This window comes from Chengkuizengella sediminis, assembly GCF_010078385.1.
GTDB classification, from domain to species: domain Bacteria; phylum Bacillota; class Bacilli; order Paenibacillales; family KCTC-33759; genus Chengkuizengella; species Chengkuizengella sediminis.
In genome coordinates this window covers 47481-64974 of the sequence record NZ_SIJC01000003.1, presented here as the reverse complement: position 1 = coordinate 64974, position 17494 = coordinate 47481, and the positions used below count along the sequence as shown (strand labels likewise).

The 17494-nt window shown below is 35.1% G+C and carries 15 protein-coding genes; 12 read left to right on the top strand and 3 right to left on the bottom strand.

Annotated elements, in window-relative coordinates; all coding sequences use genetic code 11:
- The first annotated feature begins 36 nt into the window (after positions 1-36).
- From EPK97_RS07480 to EPK97_RS07440, 9 genes are all read left to right on the top strand, one after another.
- Positions 37-912 (top strand): SDR family oxidoreductase, encoded by an 876-nt coding sequence (locus EPK97_RS07480; protein ID WP_162036007.1) that lies wholly within the window; start codon positions 37-39, stop codon positions 910-912.
- 213 nt (positions 913-1125) lie between these two features.
- Entirely contained in the window at positions 1126-2268 is a 1143-nt protein-coding gene (locus EPK97_RS07475) for an acyl-CoA dehydrogenase (protein ID WP_162036006.1), read from the top strand.
- Positions 2269-2355: 87 nt separating this feature from the next.
- Entirely contained in the window at positions 2356-3699 is a 1344-nt protein-coding gene (locus EPK97_RS07470) for an acetyl-CoA carboxylase biotin carboxylase subunit (protein ID WP_162036005.1), read from the top strand.
- 40 nt (positions 3700-3739) lie between these two features.
- Positions 3740-3952 carry an acetyl-CoA carboxylase biotin carboxyl carrier protein subunit gene (locus EPK97_RS07465; protein ID WP_162036004.1) on the top strand — a complete coding sequence of 71 codons (213 nt, stop codon included), beginning with the start codon at positions 3740-3742 and terminating at the stop codon, positions 3950-3952.
- A 62-nt stretch (positions 3953-4014) separates the two neighbouring features.
- Positions 4015-4914 carry a hydroxymethylglutaryl-CoA lyase gene (locus EPK97_RS07460; protein WP_338075665.1) on the top strand — a complete coding sequence of 300 codons (900 nt, stop codon included), beginning with the start codon at positions 4015-4017 and terminating at the stop codon, positions 4912-4914.
- A 28-nt stretch (positions 4915-4942) separates the two neighbouring features.
- Positions 4943-5725, top strand: a complete 783-nt coding sequence (locus EPK97_RS07455) for an enoyl-CoA hydratase (RefSeq protein ID WP_162036002.1) — start codon at positions 4943-4945, stop codon at positions 5723-5725.
- 101 nt (positions 5726-5826) lie between these two features.
- Positions 5827-7356 (top strand): acyl-CoA carboxylase subunit beta, encoded by a 1530-nt coding sequence (locus EPK97_RS07450; protein WP_162036001.1) that lies wholly within the window; start codon positions 5827-5829, stop codon positions 7354-7356.
- A 188-nt stretch (positions 7357-7544) separates the two neighbouring features.
- Complete coding sequence (locus EPK97_RS07445; protein ID WP_338075677.1) at positions 7545-8474, top strand: VanZ family protein; 930 nt, start codon at positions 7545-7547, stop codon at positions 8472-8474.
- Between the two features lie 239 nt (positions 8475-8713).
- Positions 8714-9661, top strand: coding sequence for a hypothetical protein (locus tag EPK97_RS07440; protein WP_162035999.1), 948 nt, complete (start codon positions 8714-8716; stop codon positions 9659-9661).
- 356 nt (positions 9662-10017) lie between these two features.
- On the opposite strand, the gene EPK97_RS07435 is transcribed toward EPK97_RS07440, so the two are convergent.
- The 3 genes from EPK97_RS07435 to EPK97_RS07425 form a co-directional block, all read right to left on the bottom strand.
- Positions 10018-10887: a LysR family transcriptional regulator gene (locus tag EPK97_RS07435; protein WP_162035998.1), complete on the bottom strand. Its 870-nt coding sequence runs from the start codon at positions 10885-10887 to the stop codon at positions 10018-10020.
- A gap of 206 nt (positions 10888-11093) precedes the next feature.
- The gene (locus EPK97_RS07430; protein ID WP_162035997.1) at positions 11094-11402 is read right to left on the bottom strand and encodes a hypothetical protein; all 309 of its coding nucleotides are present in this window, start codon (positions 11400-11402) and stop codon (positions 11094-11096) included.
- A 246-nt stretch (positions 11403-11648) separates the two neighbouring features.
- Positions 11649-12815 (bottom strand): ROK family transcriptional regulator, encoded by a 1167-nt coding sequence (locus EPK97_RS07425; protein ID WP_162035996.1) that lies wholly within the window; start codon positions 12813-12815, stop codon positions 11649-11651.
- Between the two features lie 188 nt (positions 12816-13003).
- Here EPK97_RS07425 and xylA point away from each other — a divergent pair, with 188 nt between their 5' ends.
- The 3 genes from xylA to EPK97_RS07410 all read left to right on the top strand — a co-directional run bounded on the left by xylA (position 13004) and on the right by EPK97_RS07410 (position 17396).
- Positions 13004-14311, top strand: a complete 1308-nt coding sequence (gene xylA / locus EPK97_RS07420; RefSeq protein WP_162035995.1) for a xylose isomerase — start codon at positions 13004-13006, stop codon at positions 14309-14311.
- A gap of 120 nt (positions 14312-14431) precedes the next feature.
- On the top strand, positions 14432-15928 hold the full coding sequence (xylB, locus tag EPK97_RS07415; RefSeq protein ID WP_162035994.1) for a xylulokinase: 1497 nt from the start codon (positions 14432-14434) through the stop codon (positions 15926-15928).
- Positions 15929-16043: 115 nt separating this feature from the next.
- Positions 16044-17396, top strand: coding sequence for a glucose-6-phosphate isomerase (locus EPK97_RS07410; RefSeq protein WP_162035993.1), 1353 nt, complete (start codon positions 16044-16046; stop codon positions 17394-17396).
- Positions 17397-17494: the final 98 nt, after the last annotated feature.

The window sequence follows — 17494 nt, the reverse complement described above, 5'->3', positions numbered from 1 at the left end:
TATACTTTACAGTATACAGGAAAGGGTGGGTTTGAAATGAGGCCATTAAGCGGTAAAATTGCAGTAGTAGCAGGTGCTACTCGTGGAGCGGGGCGTGGCATTGCAAGAATGTTAGGTGAATCAGGTGCAACGGTATATGTTACCGGTAGAAGTACGAGAGGAAATCTATCCTCTATGGGAAGAAACGAAACGATTGAAGAAACTGCTGAGCTTGTAACTGAAGCGGGAGGTTTAGGAATTCCTTTTCGAGTAGATCATACGGTTGATAAGGATATCGTAGCCCTTTTTGATAAAGTAAAAAAAGAGCAGGATGGACAGCTAGATATATTAGTGAATGATGTATGGGGTGGAGATCCTCTTACAGAATGGGAGATCCCATTTTGGGAACACAATTTGGAAAACGGATTACTTATGCAGGAAAGAGCAGTACACTCTCATATTAAAACGAGTTACTATGGAGCTCCACTTATGGTAAAAAACAAAAAAGGTCTTATTATCGAAATAACGGACGGCACTAGTTACGATTATAGAGGAAACTTATTTTATAGTTTAGCAAAGATATCGGCGATTCATTTAGCTCAGTCTATGGCTGCTGAATTAAAAGAAGATCATATAACAACCGTTGCACTGACTCCTGGATTTTTGCGTTCGGAGGCTATGTTGGACTTGTTTGAGGTAACAGAGGAAAATTGGCAAGAAGGTGCAAAAAAAGACCCACATTTTATTGCTTCAGAAACCCCATTTTTTGTTGGAAGAGCTGTTGCAGCTTTAGCAAGTGATCCAAATGTGTATGAGAAAAATGGCAAAGCACTAAGTTCTTGGGAGCTTTCAAGGGAGTATGGTTTTAAAGATATTGATGGTAGACAGCCCGACTGGGGAAAGTATTTTGAAGAAAATGTTCTAAATAAATAAAACATTCAATAAATTTCTAGATGCAATATATTAAAATTTAATAAACATCTCTTAGTCCTTCCTTATAAAAAGGAGGATAAAGAGATGTTTTTGTTTGAAATATTCGAAATATTAAAAATAACTCTATTTATATTTAACAATTTTTATTATAATCAATATTGTATTGTATAAATTTCCTAAAATTCGTTTCCCATGACAGGAGTGAGTAAAAAAATGGATTTTGATTTAACCAAAGAGCAATTAATGATTAAAGAGATGGTTAGGAAGTTCGCAGAGAATGAAATCGCGCCAAAAGCTGAACATGTTGATAAAACTGGTGAATTTCCAATTGATACATTTAAGAAAATGGGTGAATTAGGGTTATTAGGTATCCCTTTTTCTGAAAAATATGGTGGATCTGGTGGAGATACAGTATCCTATGCAATAGCAGTAGAAGAAATAAGTCGAGCTTGTGGGAGTACTGGTCTAAGTTATGCTGCTGCAATTTCTCTAGGGGCAGCACCAATATACTATTTTGGAACGGAAGAGCAAAAACAAAAGTTTTTAATTCCTTTAGCATCAGGGGAGGCTTTAGGAGCTTTTGGTTTAACTGAACCTAACGCTGGATCTGATGCAGGAGGTACACAGACAAAAGCTGTTTTAGATGGTGATGATTATGTAATAAATGGTGAGAAAACTTTTATTACTAATGCTGGTTTTGCTAAAACGGTAATTGTAACCGCTGTCACTGGAAAAGATGAGAGGGGTAAAAACATCATTTCCGCACTCATAGTTCCTACAGGAATACCAGGTTTTGAAATTACTAACAGTTATGACAAGATGGGTGTTCGAGGTTCCAATACTTCACAACTAGTTTTTGAAAATGTTAGAGTGCCAAAGGAAAATATACTCGGAGATCCTTATAAAGGGTTTAAACAATTTCTTTATACTTTAGATGGTGGTCGCATTTCAATTGCAGCTTTAGCACTTGGAATCGCTCAGGCAGCTTATGATGCCGCTATCAAATATGCAAAGGAAAGAAAACAATTTGGAACAAGTATTTCGAAATTTCAATCTATTCAGTTTAAATTAGCTGATATGGCTACGGAGCTTGAATTAGCACGAAACATGATTTATAAAGCGGCATGGTTAAAGGATAATGATCGTTCATTTTCTAAAGAAGCTGCAATGGCAAAATTATATGCCTCAGAAGCATCTTCAAGAATTACGAATCAAGCCATACAAATACATGGTGGTTATGGTTATATGAGAGAATATGCGGTTGAAAGGTATTTACGAGATGCAAAACTAACAGAAATCGGAGAAGGGACTTCTGAGATTCAGAGACTAGTGTTAGCTAGACAATTGGGATTGTAAAAATTTATATATATGTTAGCTTAATTTGAAAAATATATTTGTTATTTGTTAAAATGGAAGATTTAATCGGATAAGGGTGGTGATGTAGTGTTTAAAAAAATTCTTATAGCAAATCGCGGAGAAATTGCACTTCGTATTATGCGCACTTGTAAGTTGATGGGGATTAATACAGTTGCTATTTATTCAGAAGCAGATAAAGATTCACCACATGTCAAAAAAGCGGATCAAGCTTTTCTTGTTGGAGGAGCAAGAGTTAACGAAAGTTATTTAAATATAGATAAAATTATTGAGATAGCAAAGGAAACAGGATCTGAAGCCGTCCATCCTGGATATGGTCTTTTATCAGAAAACCCAGTCTTTGCAAAAAAGTGTGAAGAGGCAGGAATTACATTTATTGGTCCATCACCTGAAGTTATATCTCGTATGGGAAGTAAAATAGAATCTCGTAAAGCAATGGAGGAAGTTGGTGTACCTGTAGTACCAGGTATTACTTATCCATTATCCAATGCTGACGAAGCAGTTAAAATAGCGAGCAGTATGGGTTATCCAGTGATGTTAAAAGCTTCTGCTGGTGGTGGTGGTATTGGGATGCAAATTGCTCACGATAGTGAAGAGCTTCAAAAAGCTTTTGCCGGCAATCAAAAACGTGCAACTGACTTTTTTGGAGATGGAGCAATGTATGTTGAAAAGTATATTGAGAATCCAAGACATGTTGAGATCCAGATTTTTGCTGATAAATCAGGCAACACAATTTACTTATGGGAACGTGAATGTTCAATCCAACGTCGTCATCAGAAAGTTGTAGAAGAAGCTCCTTCCGTTATTTTAGATGAAGAAACTCGTTCTAAAATGGGTGCTGCAGCTATAAAAGCGGCGAAGTCAATTGGATATAGTAATGCTGGAACCATTGAATTTTTAGTAGATTCGAATAAAAATTTTTACTTTTTAGAAATGAACACACGTCTGCAAGTTGAACATCCTGTTACAGAAGAAATAACAGGAATTGATTTAGTTGAACAGCAGATTAGGATCGCTGCAGATGAAGTTTTAAAATATACACAATCAGATATCAAACGTGATGGACACTCGATTGAAGTTCGTATTTATGCTGAAGACCCTAAAACATTTTTCCCTTCACCAGGGAAGATTACAAAGTTATCTTTACCTAAAGGATCTGAAGTGCGTCACGAATTGGCTATTGAGGAACAATCTGTTGTTACACCTTTTTATGACCCAATGATTGGTAAGTTAATCGTTAAGGGAAAGAATCGTGAGGAAGCGATAATTCATCTTAAAAATGCACTATCTGAATATGAAATTGAAGGTATAAAAACGAATATCCCGATGTTGCGAGAGGTAATATCTCATCAAGCTTTCAAGGATGGAGACACCACAACTAATTTTGTTTCGAAGTATCTTCAAAACAAATAAAGTTCAAAATATTAATCAAAATATAATAAGGGGAATTAAAATGAGCAAACTTATATCAAATATGGCAGGAAGTGTATGGAAAATAGTTGTTAAACAAGGAGACAAAGTAGAAAAGGGACAGGATTTAGTCATCTTAGAATCTATGAAAATGGAAATCTCATTAGCAGCTGAATCAAGTGGAGTAGTTAAGGAAATTAAAGTCAATGAAGGTGACTTTGTTAATGAGGGTGATGTTTTAGTAGAATTAGAATAGTCATTTTGTGCTGAAAACTGAACTTTTTGAACGGGTATTTATGAGGTTAGGAGGCTAGAATGGTGAAATGGCCGGAAAAGGTTACAATAAAAGAAGTTGGACCTCGTGATGGATTACAAAATGAAAAGGCGTTTATATCAACAGAAGATAAAATCAACTGGATAAATCAATTATCTTTATCAGGGCTTAAGTATATAGAAATTAGTTCTTTTGTTAATCCAAAATGGATTCCTGCTCTAGCAGATGCTTTAGAAGTAGCTAAGGGCATTCATCGTGTTGAAGGAGTTACTTATGCCGCACTTGTTCCGAATCAAAAAGGACTTGAGCGTGCATTAGAAGCAAACATTGATGAAGTAGCTATCTTTATGTCAGCAAGTGAGACCCATAATCAAAAAAACATTAATAAATCTATCCAAGATACGTTTCCTGTTTTAAGAGAGGTCGTACAAGATTCACTTTCTGCTAGAAAAACGGTCAGAGGTTATGTTTCTACAGTATTTGGATGCCCGTACGAGGGTAGGGTAGATATTGACTCAGTCTTGAGAGTTTCAGAGACTTTATTTGATATGGGAATTAGTGAACTCTCTCTTGGTGATACAATTGGTGTGGCTAATCCTAAACAAGTTCAGGATCTCTTAGAATTGTTACTTAAACGTTTCCCTGCAGAAAAATTAGCAATGCATTTTCACGATACACGTGGAACGGCTTTGTCTAATATTCTAGCTTCTTTAGAAATGGGGATAACAAACTATGATGGTGCAGTTGGTGGACTTGGAGGGTGTCCTTATGCTCCAGGTGCATCAGGAAATTTAGCTACTGATGATTTAGTTTATATGCTTGATGGAATGGATATTAAAACTGGGGTGGATCAAGAAAAACTCTTTTTAGCTGCTAAATTTATTCAAGAAAAACTTGATCGCATGTTACCAAGCCATAATCTACAAGCAAGATTGGCAAAATGAAAATTAGAGATTGACCAGGAGGATATACATGGATAGACAAGTAGGTATCTCAATATCTGAAGAGGGGATAGCAAATATTAGTTTAAATCGCCAAGAAGCAGCAAATGCATTGTCTCTTCAGATGTTAAATGAACTTCAAGAAGTCATTATGGATATAAAATATGATCGATCTGTTCGATGTGTCATTATAACGGGTGCAGGTGAAAAGGTGTTTTGTGCTGGTGCTGATCTTAAAGAACGTGCAACTATGGATGCTGTACAAGTTCGTAAGACTGTATCCTTGATTAGAAAAAATATTAATGATTTAGAAGAGTTACCTCAACCTGTTATTGCTGCTGTTAATGGCATGGCTCTTGGAGGAGGTACCGAATTAGCCTTAGCATGTGATATTCGAATAGCATCAGAGAATGCAAAATTCGGATTAACAGAAACCTCACTAGGAATCATTCCAGGAGCAGGTGGAACACAGCGCTTACCTCGATTGATCGGAAAAGGGCGAGCAAAAGAGCTTATTTTTACGGCTAGAAAAGTGGATTCAATAGAAGCAAAGAAGATAGGTTTAGTAGAGTATGTAGTACCGCCAGAGAATTTAATGGATAAAGCATATGAAGTAGCGAAAGAGATTGTAAAAAATGCACCCATAGCCCTATCTCAAGCTAAAATAGCAATTGATAAGGGTTACGATGTTGATTTGAATACAGCTCTAGCAATTGAGCAGAACGCTTATGAAATTACGATTCCTACAAAAGACAGATTAGAAGGTCTTCAGGCATTTAAGGAAAAGAGAAAGCCAATATATAAAGGTGAGTGAACTCGTTTAAGTAATCCTTAAACATTGGGAAATCAGATGGAGACTCATTTACAAATTTATTAATCTTTGAAAAAGAAAGGGACACATAAGGAGGTAGGGAAATGTCATTAGAAAAGAAATTACAAGAACGAGTTGAACAAATACAAAAAGGTGGAGCGAGTAAATATCATGAAAAAAATGCTAAACAAGGGAAACTATTTGTTCGTCACCGTTTAGAGTTATTATTTGATGATGGTGTTGAGCTAGAAGATGCTTTATTTGCCAATAATATGGCAGATGATTTGCCAGCTGACGGAGTTGTCACTGCGGTAGGAAAAATTCATGGTCAAGTCGTTTGTGTTATGGCTAATGATTCCACTGTCAAAGCCGGTTCATGGGGTGCTAGAACGGTAGAGAAGATACTAAGAATACAAGAAACAGCAGAAAAACTAAATGTACCACTTATCTATTTGGTGGATTCAGCAGGTGCAAGAATTACAGATCAGGTGGAAATGTTTCCAGGACGTCGTGGTGCAGGGAGGATTTTCTATAATCAAGTAAAATTATCAGGGAAGATTCCACAAATCTGTATCATGTTTGGTCCGTCAGCAGCTGGTGGTGCGTATATTCCAGCTTTTTGTGACATCGTCATCATGGTAGAAGGTAATGCTTCAATGTATCTAGGATCTCCTAGAATGGCAGAGATGGTGATCGGTGAAAAAACAACATTAGAAGAAATGGGTGGAGCTAGAATGCACTGCTCTGTCTCTGGTGTTGGAGATATACTTGCTAGTTCAGAAGAAGAAGCAATCAGTTTAACGAGGGATTATATTACATACTTTCCTGCAAATTATTCAGAAAAGCCATCAGTGAAAGAGGCGATTTCGCCAAAACAGTTTGAAAAAACACTTGAAGAGATCATACCTAAAAACCAGAATGTCCCGTTTAATATGTATGACTTAATTAATAGAATTATTGATGAGGACAGTTTCTTTGAAATTAAAAAGTTATTTGCTTCTGAATTAATCACTGGGTTTGCACGAATGAATGGACAATCCATTGCAATCATCGCAAATCAACCGAGTGTAAAAGGTGGGGTTCTTTTTCATGACTCTTCCGATAAAGCAGCAAAATTTATTACATTAGCTGATGCTTTTAATATACCACTTTTATTTTTAGCAGATGTACCAGGATTTATGATCGGTACAAAAGTTGAAAGAGCAGGGATTATTCGACATGGTGCCAAATTGATTGCTGCAATGTCTGAAGCAACTGTTCCAAAGATATCGATCATTGTTAGAAAAGCGTATGGAGCTGGTTTATATGCAATGGCAGGACCATCTTTTGAACCAGATTGTTGCCTTGCACTTCCAACTGCTCAAATTGCTGTAATGGGACCTGAGGCAGCTGTGAATGCCGTATATGCAAACAAAATAGCTGAATTACCTGAGGAAGAAAGAGCTGCTTTTATAGAGAAAAAGCGCGAAGAATATCGTGAAGATATAGATATATATAGATTAGCATCGGAAATGATAATAGATGGTATTGTTCCTGCAAATTTATTACGTGGCGAGTTAATAAATCGGTTTGAAACCTATATGTCAAAATATATGGTGTTCACAAATCGTAAACATCCGGTGTATCCTGTGTAAGAAAATGAAATTATAAGGATTTGTATATCTAATAACTAATTTTTGATTCATAGTTTAAATGAAAGCCATCATGGTAAAACATGATGGCTTTCATTATTATTGTTAATTACTACGTTTTTCAATTATATTAAATGTAGTAAAGTGGGAATAATGCAAAATAGGAATCAGCATCTAAGAAAGGAAGTTTTATTATTCAAAAAAAACATCGAATCATTATCCTGACACTATTAGTAACCTATACATCTTTAATCATCTTCTTTATGTTTTTTGGATTTGGAAGATCTACGGTAGATGGAAGACAGGAATATATTTTTAATCTAATTCCTACTGGAATTCCTTTGCAACTTCCTTATTTCGGACTTCCCCAAGAGACTTTTAACTTTACATTATGGCTTTTCGATTTTGGTAATTTTGCTGTTTTCATCCCTTTTGGAATATTAATTCCATTGCTCTTTCGTTTTAACTTTATTCAATTTATCGTATTATTTTGCTTTTCTATTCTTATACTGGAAACCTTACAAACGTTAACTTTTCTTGGAAGTTTTGATATAAACGATGTGATTGTAAATACACTTGGGGCTACTGTAGGTTTTTTTGCTTATAAAATTGGGATTCGTTCAAACAACATTTTAAAAAACGTTGTTATCACAGGTATAACAATAGTTATCTTATCCATTGGGGTACTGGTTATTGCAGATGTATTTAACCCATCACCAAGCGTTATAGCACTACACAAATTAAATGAAAATCAAGGCAATTTACCTGATGACAATAATCTCCCTAGCTTTGAAGTTGCAGAAGAAAATATAAATCCTAAATTAAATGTGTATAGTAGTAAAGGTGAAAATTACAATCAGTATACATATCAACTAGATGGTAAGTATGCACAACTTACTGGTTTTGTTGGCATCCCTGACGATGTTAGTAACTATCATGGAAATGTAGTTATTTCTGTTGATGGGGAAGAAAGGATGAATCAATCCTTTACTGATGATAAAGATACATCTCCGTCACCTCCAGGCTATTTTACAATTGGGTTAGAGAATGCAAATGAGCTTAATATAACGTTCAATGATTCAAATGTATTGTTATGGGATGTTACACTTCTGGAATTTTAGAGTAAGGAGCTACCCTATATAAGAAAAAATATATTATGTTATTTAATTAATAGTTTGATTTAAGCCATCAAGGATCATCCATGATGGTAACTACGTAGACTCGTTTATCTGAGAATGTTCTTTATAATTAGAAACATTATTTGTAGTGAGAAGTATTAATATACTAGATAAAAAAATACGAATGATTTTACAAACAAATAGAATATTAAAAATATAACTGGTTTAGTGGGGGAACGAATTTGAAAAAGAGTATTTTTTGGCTAGGTATTACGATTTGTATTTTAAGTTTCTTAGGTAATTATTTATTTTTTCAATCAGAACAACTTACAGAACCTATTTTTTTAGATCACTATTATGATTTTGAGAATTATAATGACAATGATATCGACCTAACATTTTATTATTTAACCAATAAAAAAGATACTTTTAGAATCAAAAATGCTTTGATTAACGGTATTGAAGTATATCCAGTTTCATATGATGGTTTTTCAATGTGGTCTAACAATACACAACACTATGAAGAAGAGTTTATACATCATTACTTAAAGTCTGTAACTTTCTCCATACCTTATAGCTCTATATCATCTTTTGAAAATTTAGAAGATATATGGTCGTTTGAAAACATGATCGTATCCTTTTATGATCATCCAGATCTCAATGCGGAGATTGGTAAAGTAAATATTTACACAAGACAATCAGAAATCAGTATAGTAAAAACCCAAGTTGCTGGAAGTAGCAACCAGCATCGAGAATTTAAAATTTTGACCGCACTACAGTCGTTGAACATAAGCAACATCACTGTTCCTTTTGAAGAACAACTGAAAGATGAAGTAGAAATTAAAGTAGATCTAAATCAAGAAAAATTGAAGCAATTAGAAGCTATCAAATCAGGAGGAGATACTCCTGCTTGGTTTGATGATAGAAAAAAAGATTGGAATGAATTAGAAGGTGTATCTACTGAAGAGCAATTATTTCCTATTAAAATAAAGGAGGGAGATTGGTTGCAATTGCAAATGGCATTCAATCCAAATCATACAAGCTATTTTCGCTTCGGAATTCGTATTGAAGGTGTTAAAGAAAATGGGAAACCCTTTGTAGAGCGTGCACTTATTAACGATTCTCCCCATTTAAGTCAAAAGAATATTAATGAAATTATAGAAGCAAAGCAAGGAGCGGATTCAGAATGAGTCAAGCTTTTAACAAAATGTTCTGATTAATACTTCAGGTCAAGTTCCGATTCTATTTGAATGGTCTATCTATTACACGTTTCTAGAGCTCTTAAACTTAATTTTAGTTTATTTTATTTTTCAGTTGATGATGGACATTGTAAGTAAGTGGGGTGAAAAAACATTAATTAGAAGAACTGCTAATACTTTTAAGTTTTATGTATCATTGACTCTAATATTGATCCTTTTACAAACATTTATGATGAATATGACAAGAGACTTATTATTCACATATGTCTTCGTGGCATCTATTATTGGCATCATTCTGGAAATTACTCTATTAATCTTGTTGCGAAAATATAGAAATATTAAAATTGTTATTTAACAACTTTAGCTTTCATTGCCTCCTCGATAAAAACTTTAACAGCAGGAGACATGTGTTTAAAGGATCGTACTGCTAAACCAATTTGGAGTTGCATTCGTGGGCTCAGTGGAATAACATGGACTCCTGTTAAGTTTTTTGGTAAAGCCATTTCTGGCAAAATCGTAATCCCCACTCCCTCTTGAACCATAGAAATAATCGTGTTGATATCCCAAATTTCAAACTTGATATTTGGGACTTTACCACTGGTACTAAAGAAATCTTTGATGTAAATTTCACATCCTCCTCTTGGCATAATAATGGGTTCAAAACTGAGCTGCTCAGCACAAACGGCCGCTTCTGCAGTTAATGGGTGATGAATTGGAAACATAGCACTAAAATGATCTGTTATTAGAGGAACAGTATCAAAATTTTTATTGGGAAGGGTGATAAAACCCGTATCAATTGTTCCTGAGACTAGCCAATGTTTGATTTCTTCACACGACCCTTGTTGTATGTCCAACTCTATTCCTGGATATAAATTATGAAAGGCACCTATAATCTTAGGAGGTAAATTAGTAGGACAACTAGGAAAACATCCTATTTTCAACGACCCAATTTTCAAGCCTTTTATGTCTGCTGCTTCTTGTTTTACACATTCCAGATGATAAAGGCTCTCTTGGATATGGGGGAGTAACCGCTTTCCTATATCTGTTAAATAAACCCCATTTCGTCCTCTCGTCAATAAAGTAAACCCTAATTCCTTCTCCAGTCCTGCAATCGCATGGCTTATATTTGACTGTGTTAAGTGAAGAGCTTTTGCAGCCTGTGTAAATGTTCCTAATTCAACAACTTTAATAAAGATTTCAAGTTGCAAATATGTCATGTTGTCCTACCCCCAAAAAGTAATGGAACGTATTCTATCATCTATCTCAATTGAAGCAGAGCAGATTCTAAATTCTTTTAAAATATTATACTTCATAATTCTGATAATTCAAACAATGATTACTTACTGTATTAAATACTAAAAATTTCGTCCTTTTAGAATAAGTGAAAATAGACACCCCTACAGGTGTCTATCCTTGTCATAGGTTAGAAAGGTAGAGGCAAGGGTGGTTCTGGGGATGGTATTGGAATTATGGGTGAAGGTGGTTGTGGTAAAGGGGGGAATGGTATTGGAAAAGGTGATACAAACCATTCGCAAGGTCCATCATAACCGGGTGGCTCTTGCCCGCAATAAGGAAAGCTTGGAGATGGGATATTTGGTTCAAATAGATGCAAGAGGTTATGTGTTTCATCATCAAGATCTGATTCATGGGCAAATACTGGACTAACAGAAGAAAAAACCATAGTAAAAGTTAATAAAGCGATCAATAGTTTTCTAGACATTTTGTTATTCATAATGTTACCTCCTAAATAAGTAATAATTGTGGATATGTGTTAATTACACGTCTCTCTTTGCTAAAATAATACTAGATAATTTATGATTAATAAAATGAATATTCTTTATATTAAGTATTGATTTTATTCATACAATCCATCTTAAGCTAGCCGTTTAATATGATATTATTTAATAGATAAAACAAACCTCATCAACTGAAGAAGTTAATGAGGTTGTTTCATATGGAACGCAAGTATTAAATTGGATTAAATAAGTTCCTCATGATCTGCAAAGAAACTAGAAATTGCTAAGGAAGCGGCCCCTAACGCTGCAGATTTTGTCCCAAGATCTGAAAAGATGACTTCTGTGTTTTGCAAATGGTAGGTTAACGCTCTTTTCTCTACCGTGGATAGTATAGTATCCTTCATCCATGGCTCAGCAGTACTTAACCGACCTCCAACAATGATTAACTCTGGGTTGAAAATGTTTATAATGTTAGAAATACCGATGCCTAAATAAGTACCTACTTTATTGAATTTTCCAATCACTAAGTGGTCATCTTGAGTAGCTAGCTGTACATATTGTTGAAGTTTATGCTCATCTTGAGATAAGGATTGGTTTTGATTTAATAAAGCTTTTTCTGAAGCATATAATTCCCAACAGCCCGTGTTCCCACAGCTGCATTGTTCACCGCCCGCTTCAATTGTCATATGACCTAATTCTCCTGCATAACCTGAGAAACCACGATAGATCTCGTTCTTCAATATCATCCCAGTTCCTATGCCGATCCCAGCACTAATATAAATTAAGTTTTCTATGTTTTTACCTTTCCCATACTCTTTTTCTCCTAATGCACCTGCATTGGCTTCGTTATCGATGACGATGGGGATCTTAAATTTTTCAAATAAAACTTGTTTAAGTTGTACATCTTTCCATCCTAAATTCGGAGCGTGTAGGATGGTCCCTTGATCATTTACTATACCGGGAACACCAATGCCAATTCCGATAATTCCATATGGACTTTTAGGTGTTTTTTGAATTAGATCACGAATACTTTCAACCAATGTAGATAAAACGGCATTCGTTGAAAGTGCTTGAATAGAGTGTTTTTGTTTCAGAATAATGTTTCCAGATAAATCCGTAACCATAGATAATATATAATTCACACCTAGGTCAACCCCGATGGCATAACCTGCTTGATTATTAAATAGTAACATCACAGGTTTTCTGCCACCGCTGGATTTTCCAGGTCCTGCTTCATAGGCGAAATCGCTTTCTATCAATTCATTAACGAGCGCTGAAACAGTACCTTTATTTAATCCTGTTTTTTCAGAAATCTCAGCTCGAGATATCATTTTATGATTTTTTATCTCATCTAAGACGATGGATTTATTTATTTTTTTAATTAAATTTTGATCGCCTGTAATCTTCATAATACACCTCAAAGTTAGATATTCATTAATATTAACATGAAATGGAAGGAAAATATACAACTTTGTTTAGTGAATAGACAAAGTGAATTTTTGATGATAAAATAAAATCATCAAAAGTACATCAAAAAACAAACATTAAATCACTATATAAATAAATCATACTAAAATGTGATGGAGGGGTTTTGAATATGAGTATATTTAATAACGTTCCGAAAATTCAGTTTGAAGGAAAAGATTCCAAGAATCCATTTGCTTTTAAACACTATGATGCTGCTGAAGTTGTATTGGGTAAAACAATGGAAGAGCATCTCAGGTTTGCATGCTCCTATTGGCATACGTTTACAGGAACAGGTGCTGATCCTTTTGGTTCTGAAACGATGCTGCGTCCTTGGAATAGTCATAGCGGTGTGAGTTTGGCAAAAGCAAGAGTAGAGGCAGCATTTGAGTTTTTTGAAAAATTAGGGATGCCATATTTCTGTTTTCATGATCGAGATATTTCGCCAGAAGGAAACAGTTTAAAAGAAACAAACGAAATTTTAGATCAAATCGTGAATGAAATACAAGACCAAATGAAAACAAGTAATGTGAAGTTATTATGGAATACAGCGAATATGTTTACAAATCCAAGATTTGTTCATGGAGCAGCAACGACAAACAATGCAGATGTATATGCTTATGCTGCAGCACAAGTGAAGAAGGGGCTTGAAACAGCAGTTCAACTAGGATCAGAAAACTATGTGTTCTGGGGTGGACGTGAAGGATATGAATCCTTATTATATACAGACATGGAATTTGAGTTGGATAATCTAGCAAGATTTTATCATATGGCAATTGACTATGCGAAGGAAATTGGATTTACAGGACAATTTTTAATTGAACCAAAACCAAAAGAACCTTCAAAACATCAATATGATTTTGATGCAGCTACTACGATTGCCTTTTTACAAAAATACGATTTACAGAATCACTTTAAATTAAACTTAGAAGCGAATCATGCGACTTTAGCTGGTCATACGTTTGAACATGAATTAAGAGTAGCTCGAATCAATGGCATGCTTGGTTCGATTGATGCCAATCAAGGCGACTTATTACTAGGGTGGGATACAGATGAATTTCCAACTGATTTATATTCTGTAACCCTAGCTATGTATGAAATTCTTAAAAATGACGGATTAGGATCAGGTGGAGTGAATTTTGATGCAAAAGTTAGAAGAGCATCTATGGATCCCGAGGACTTATTTTATGCACATATTGCAGGTATGGACAGTTTTGCAAGAGGATTGAAATCAGCTGGAAAATTAATTGAAGAACGCGTTCTAGATGATGTGATTGAAAATCGTTATGATAGCTTTAAAAGTGGCATTGGTTTAGATGTCGTTTCTGGTAAAGCGAACTTCCACACACTTGAACAATATGCTTTACAAAATAGCGAAACCAAAAATAAATCAGGTCGATTAGAACAACTTCGCGGAATCTTGAATGAATATATTTTTTAATTTAATATGTGTAGATAGCGATCACTGATAAACGTAAACTCCCTTTATTAACAGAGGGAGTTTTATGATTACAATAGGATGGTAATGAGCTGTATTTGATGGGTTAGGAGGAATAATTGGATGAAGTATGTTGTTGGTGTTGATTTAGGTACCAGTGCAGTGAAGGTTTTATTAGTGAATCAAGCAGGAGAAGTTTATGCTGAAAGCGCTAAGGAATATCCATTGATACAGGAAAAGTCAGGATATAGCGAACAAAACCCTGAGGATTGGGTAAAACAAACCATTTTAGCATTAAAGGAATTGGTTGATCATGTTAATGTTAGTACTGAAGATATAGAAGGAATTAGCTTTTCAGGGCAAATGCATGGGTTGGTTTTATTAGATGAACATCATGAAGTCATTCGAAATGCGATTCTTTGGAACGATACTAGGACGACGAAACAATGTGATGAGATCAAAGAAAAACTTGGAGAAAAGTTATTAAAAGTTACTAAGAATCCTGCACTAGAAGGTTTTACAGTGCCTAAAATTTTATGGGTACAAGAAAACCAACCTGAGTTTTATGAAAAAGCGACAGTATTTTTATTACCTAAGGATTATTTGAGATATCGTTTAACGGGACAAATTCATATGGATTATTCTGATGCAGCAGGCACTTTATTATTAGATGTTGTGAATAAAGAGTGGAGTAAGGAAATTTGTGAAATTTTAAATGTAGATATTGATCTATGTCCTCCATTAGTAGAGTCTCACGCCTTTGTAGGGAATCTATTGCCGGAAATTGTTGAACAAACAGGTTTAAACCAGAAGACGAAAATCTTTGCCGGTGGGGCAGATAATGCATGTGGAGCAATTGGTGCTGGAATTTTAACACAAGGTGTAGGTTTATGCAGCATTGGAACTTCTGGTGTGATTTTATCTTATGAGGAAGATCGCAACAGGGATGTTGAGGGAAAGGTTCACTTCTTTAATCATGGTAAAGAAGATGCATACTATGTGATGGGTGTTACCCTTTCAGCAGGACACAGCTTAAGCTGGTTTAAAGACACTTTTGCTTCTTCTGAAAGTTTTGAAGATGTGGTGGAAAATGTTATTAATGTACCTATAGGAGCTAACGGCCTTTTATTTACACCTTATTTAGTGGGTGAACGTACACCTCATGCAGATGCTGTGATCCGTGGTAGTTTTATTGGTATGGATAGCTCGCATAAGAGAGATGATTTTGTCCGATCCATAATGGAGGGCATCACATTTTCTTTAAATGAATCGATAACCTTGTTTAGAAATGCTGGGAAAAAAGTGGATAAAATGATATCGATAGGCGGCGGAGCTAAAAACGATAGTTGGCTACAGATGCAAGCCGATATTTTTAACACCGAAATATTCAAGTTAGAAAATGAACAAGGACCAGGTATGGGGGCAGCAATGTTAGCAGCACTTGGTTGTGAGTGGTTTACTTCTTTAGAGGATTGTTCAAATCAGTTCATTCAAATTTCAAAAAGCTTTCAACCTATTGACGATCATGTAAACAAATATGAACAATTATATGAAGTATTTACAGCTATTTATCCTCAGACTAAGGAATTGAATGAAAAACTTAAACCTTTTAGAGCTTAGAATAGTGAGTTTAATATGGTTAGCACACTACTCTTGCAATAAACCTGTTATTTAAAGTATGCTTAAAGGTAGAGAAAAACGATAAAAAAGTTAGATTGAATAGGAGGAGAATAGTTTGAAAAAGCTTCAATTTGATTACAGTAACGCACAACCATACTTACAGCAACACGAAGTGGATTATTTAGAAAACGCTGTGCAATTAGCACACAATCAGCTCCATGAAAAAACTGGCGCAGGATCTGATTACTTAGGTTGGATTGATCTACCTACAAATTATGACAAAGAAGAATTCTCACGAATTAGGAAAGCGGCAGCAAAGATCCAATCCGATTCAGAAGTACTAATAGTCATTGGAATCGGTGGCTCTTATTTAGGTGCAAGAGCTGCGATTGAAATGTTATCGCACAGTTTTTATAACAACCTTACAAAGGACGCTCGTAAAACACCTGAGGTTTACTTTGCAGGGAATAATATCAGTTCTACATATATCACACATTTATTGGAGCTTATCGGTGATCGTGATTTTTCAGTAAATGTTATTTCTAAATCTGGTACTACAACGGAGCCAGCAATTGCATTCCGTATTTTTAGAGAAGTACTAGAAAATAAATATGGTAAAGAGGAAGCACGCAGCCGTATTTATGCAACAACAGATAAGGAAAAAGGAGCTTTGAAAAAGCTATCTACAGAAGAAGGTTATGAAACTTTTGTCATTCCTGATGATGTTGGTGGAAGATATTCCGTATTAACGGCAGTAGGATTATTACCGATTGCAACGGCGGGCATTGATATTGAAGACATGATGAATGGTGCTACTGAAGCACAGAAGGAATTTAGCAATCCAAATCTAAAAGAAAATTTAAGTTATCAGTATGCAGCTGTAAGAAATGCTTTATATCGCAAAGGTAAAGCGATTGAAATTTTGGTAAATTATGAACCTTCACTACATTATGTTTCTGAATGGTGGAAGCAGTTGTACGGAGAAAGCGAAGGAAAAGACCACAAAGGGATTTACCCAGCATCCGTAGATTTCTCTGCTGATCTTCACTCCATGGGACAATTTATTCAAGAAGGAACTAGAAACCTGTTTGAAACGGTTATTCAAGTTGAAAAGCCAACTGCTGAAATCGAAATCAAAGCAGATAAAGATAACTTAGACGGATTAAACTTTTTAACTGGCAAAACGATTGATTTTGTAAACAAAAAGGCGTTTCAAGGTACGATGTTAGCACATACAGATGGTGGAGTGCCTAACTTAATCGTAACGATTCCTGAGATTTCTCCTTATTGGTTTGGTTACTTAGCATACTTTTTTGAAAAAGCGTGCGGTATTAGCGGATATCTAATGGGTGTAAATCCATTTGATCAACCTGGGGTAGAAGCATATAAGAAAAATATGTTTGCTTTATTAGGGAAACCAGGGTTTGAAAAAGAAAAAGAGGAATTAGAATCCCGTCTAACTGAATAAAAGGTTTGAGAGGTTTCTTAAGAAATTTTTCTTTTTTAACATACTTATGGAGCAGTTCACTCTTGTGGACTGCTTTTTGATGAAAAGGAGGTTATGCA

What these genes read in the sequence shown, in the direction of transcription:
- EPK97_RS07475 (WP_162036006.1), top strand. Translation starts at nt 1,126, where the DNA reads ATGGATTTTGATTTAACCAAAGAGCAATTAATGATTAAAGAGATGGTT.
- xylA (WP_162035995.1), top strand. Translation starts at nt 13,004, where the DNA reads ATGAGTATATTTAATAACGTTCCGAAAATTCAGTTTGAAGGAAAAGAT.
- EPK97_RS07465 (WP_162036004.1), top strand. Translation starts at nt 3,740, where the DNA reads ATGAGCAAACTTATATCAAATATGGCAGGAAGTGTATGGAAAATAGTT.
- EPK97_RS07455 (WP_162036002.1), top strand. Translation starts at nt 4,943, where the DNA reads ATGGATAGACAAGTAGGTATCTCAATATCTGAAGAGGGGATAGCAAAT.
- EPK97_RS07450 (WP_162036001.1), top strand. Translation starts at nt 5,827, where the DNA reads ATGTCATTAGAAAAGAAATTACAAGAACGAGTTGAACAAATACAAAAA.
- EPK97_RS07430 (WP_162035997.1), bottom strand. Translation starts at nt 11,402, where the DNA reads ATGAATAACAAAATGTCTAGAAAACTATTGATCGCTTTATTAACTTTT.
- EPK97_RS07435 (WP_162035998.1), bottom strand. Translation starts at nt 10,887, where the DNA reads ATGACATATTTGCAACTTGAAATCTTTATTAAAGTTGTTGAATTAGGA.
- EPK97_RS07425 (WP_162035996.1), bottom strand. Translation starts at nt 12,815, where the DNA reads ATGAAGATTACAGGCGATCAAAATTTAATTAAAAAAATAAATAAATCC.
- EPK97_RS07480 (WP_162036007.1), top strand. Translation starts at nt 37, where the DNA reads ATGAGGCCATTAAGCGGTAAAATTGCAGTAGTAGCAGGTGCTACTCGT.
- xylB (WP_162035994.1), top strand. Translation starts at nt 14,432, where the DNA reads ATGAAGTATGTTGTTGGTGTTGATTTAGGTACCAGTGCAGTGAAGGTT.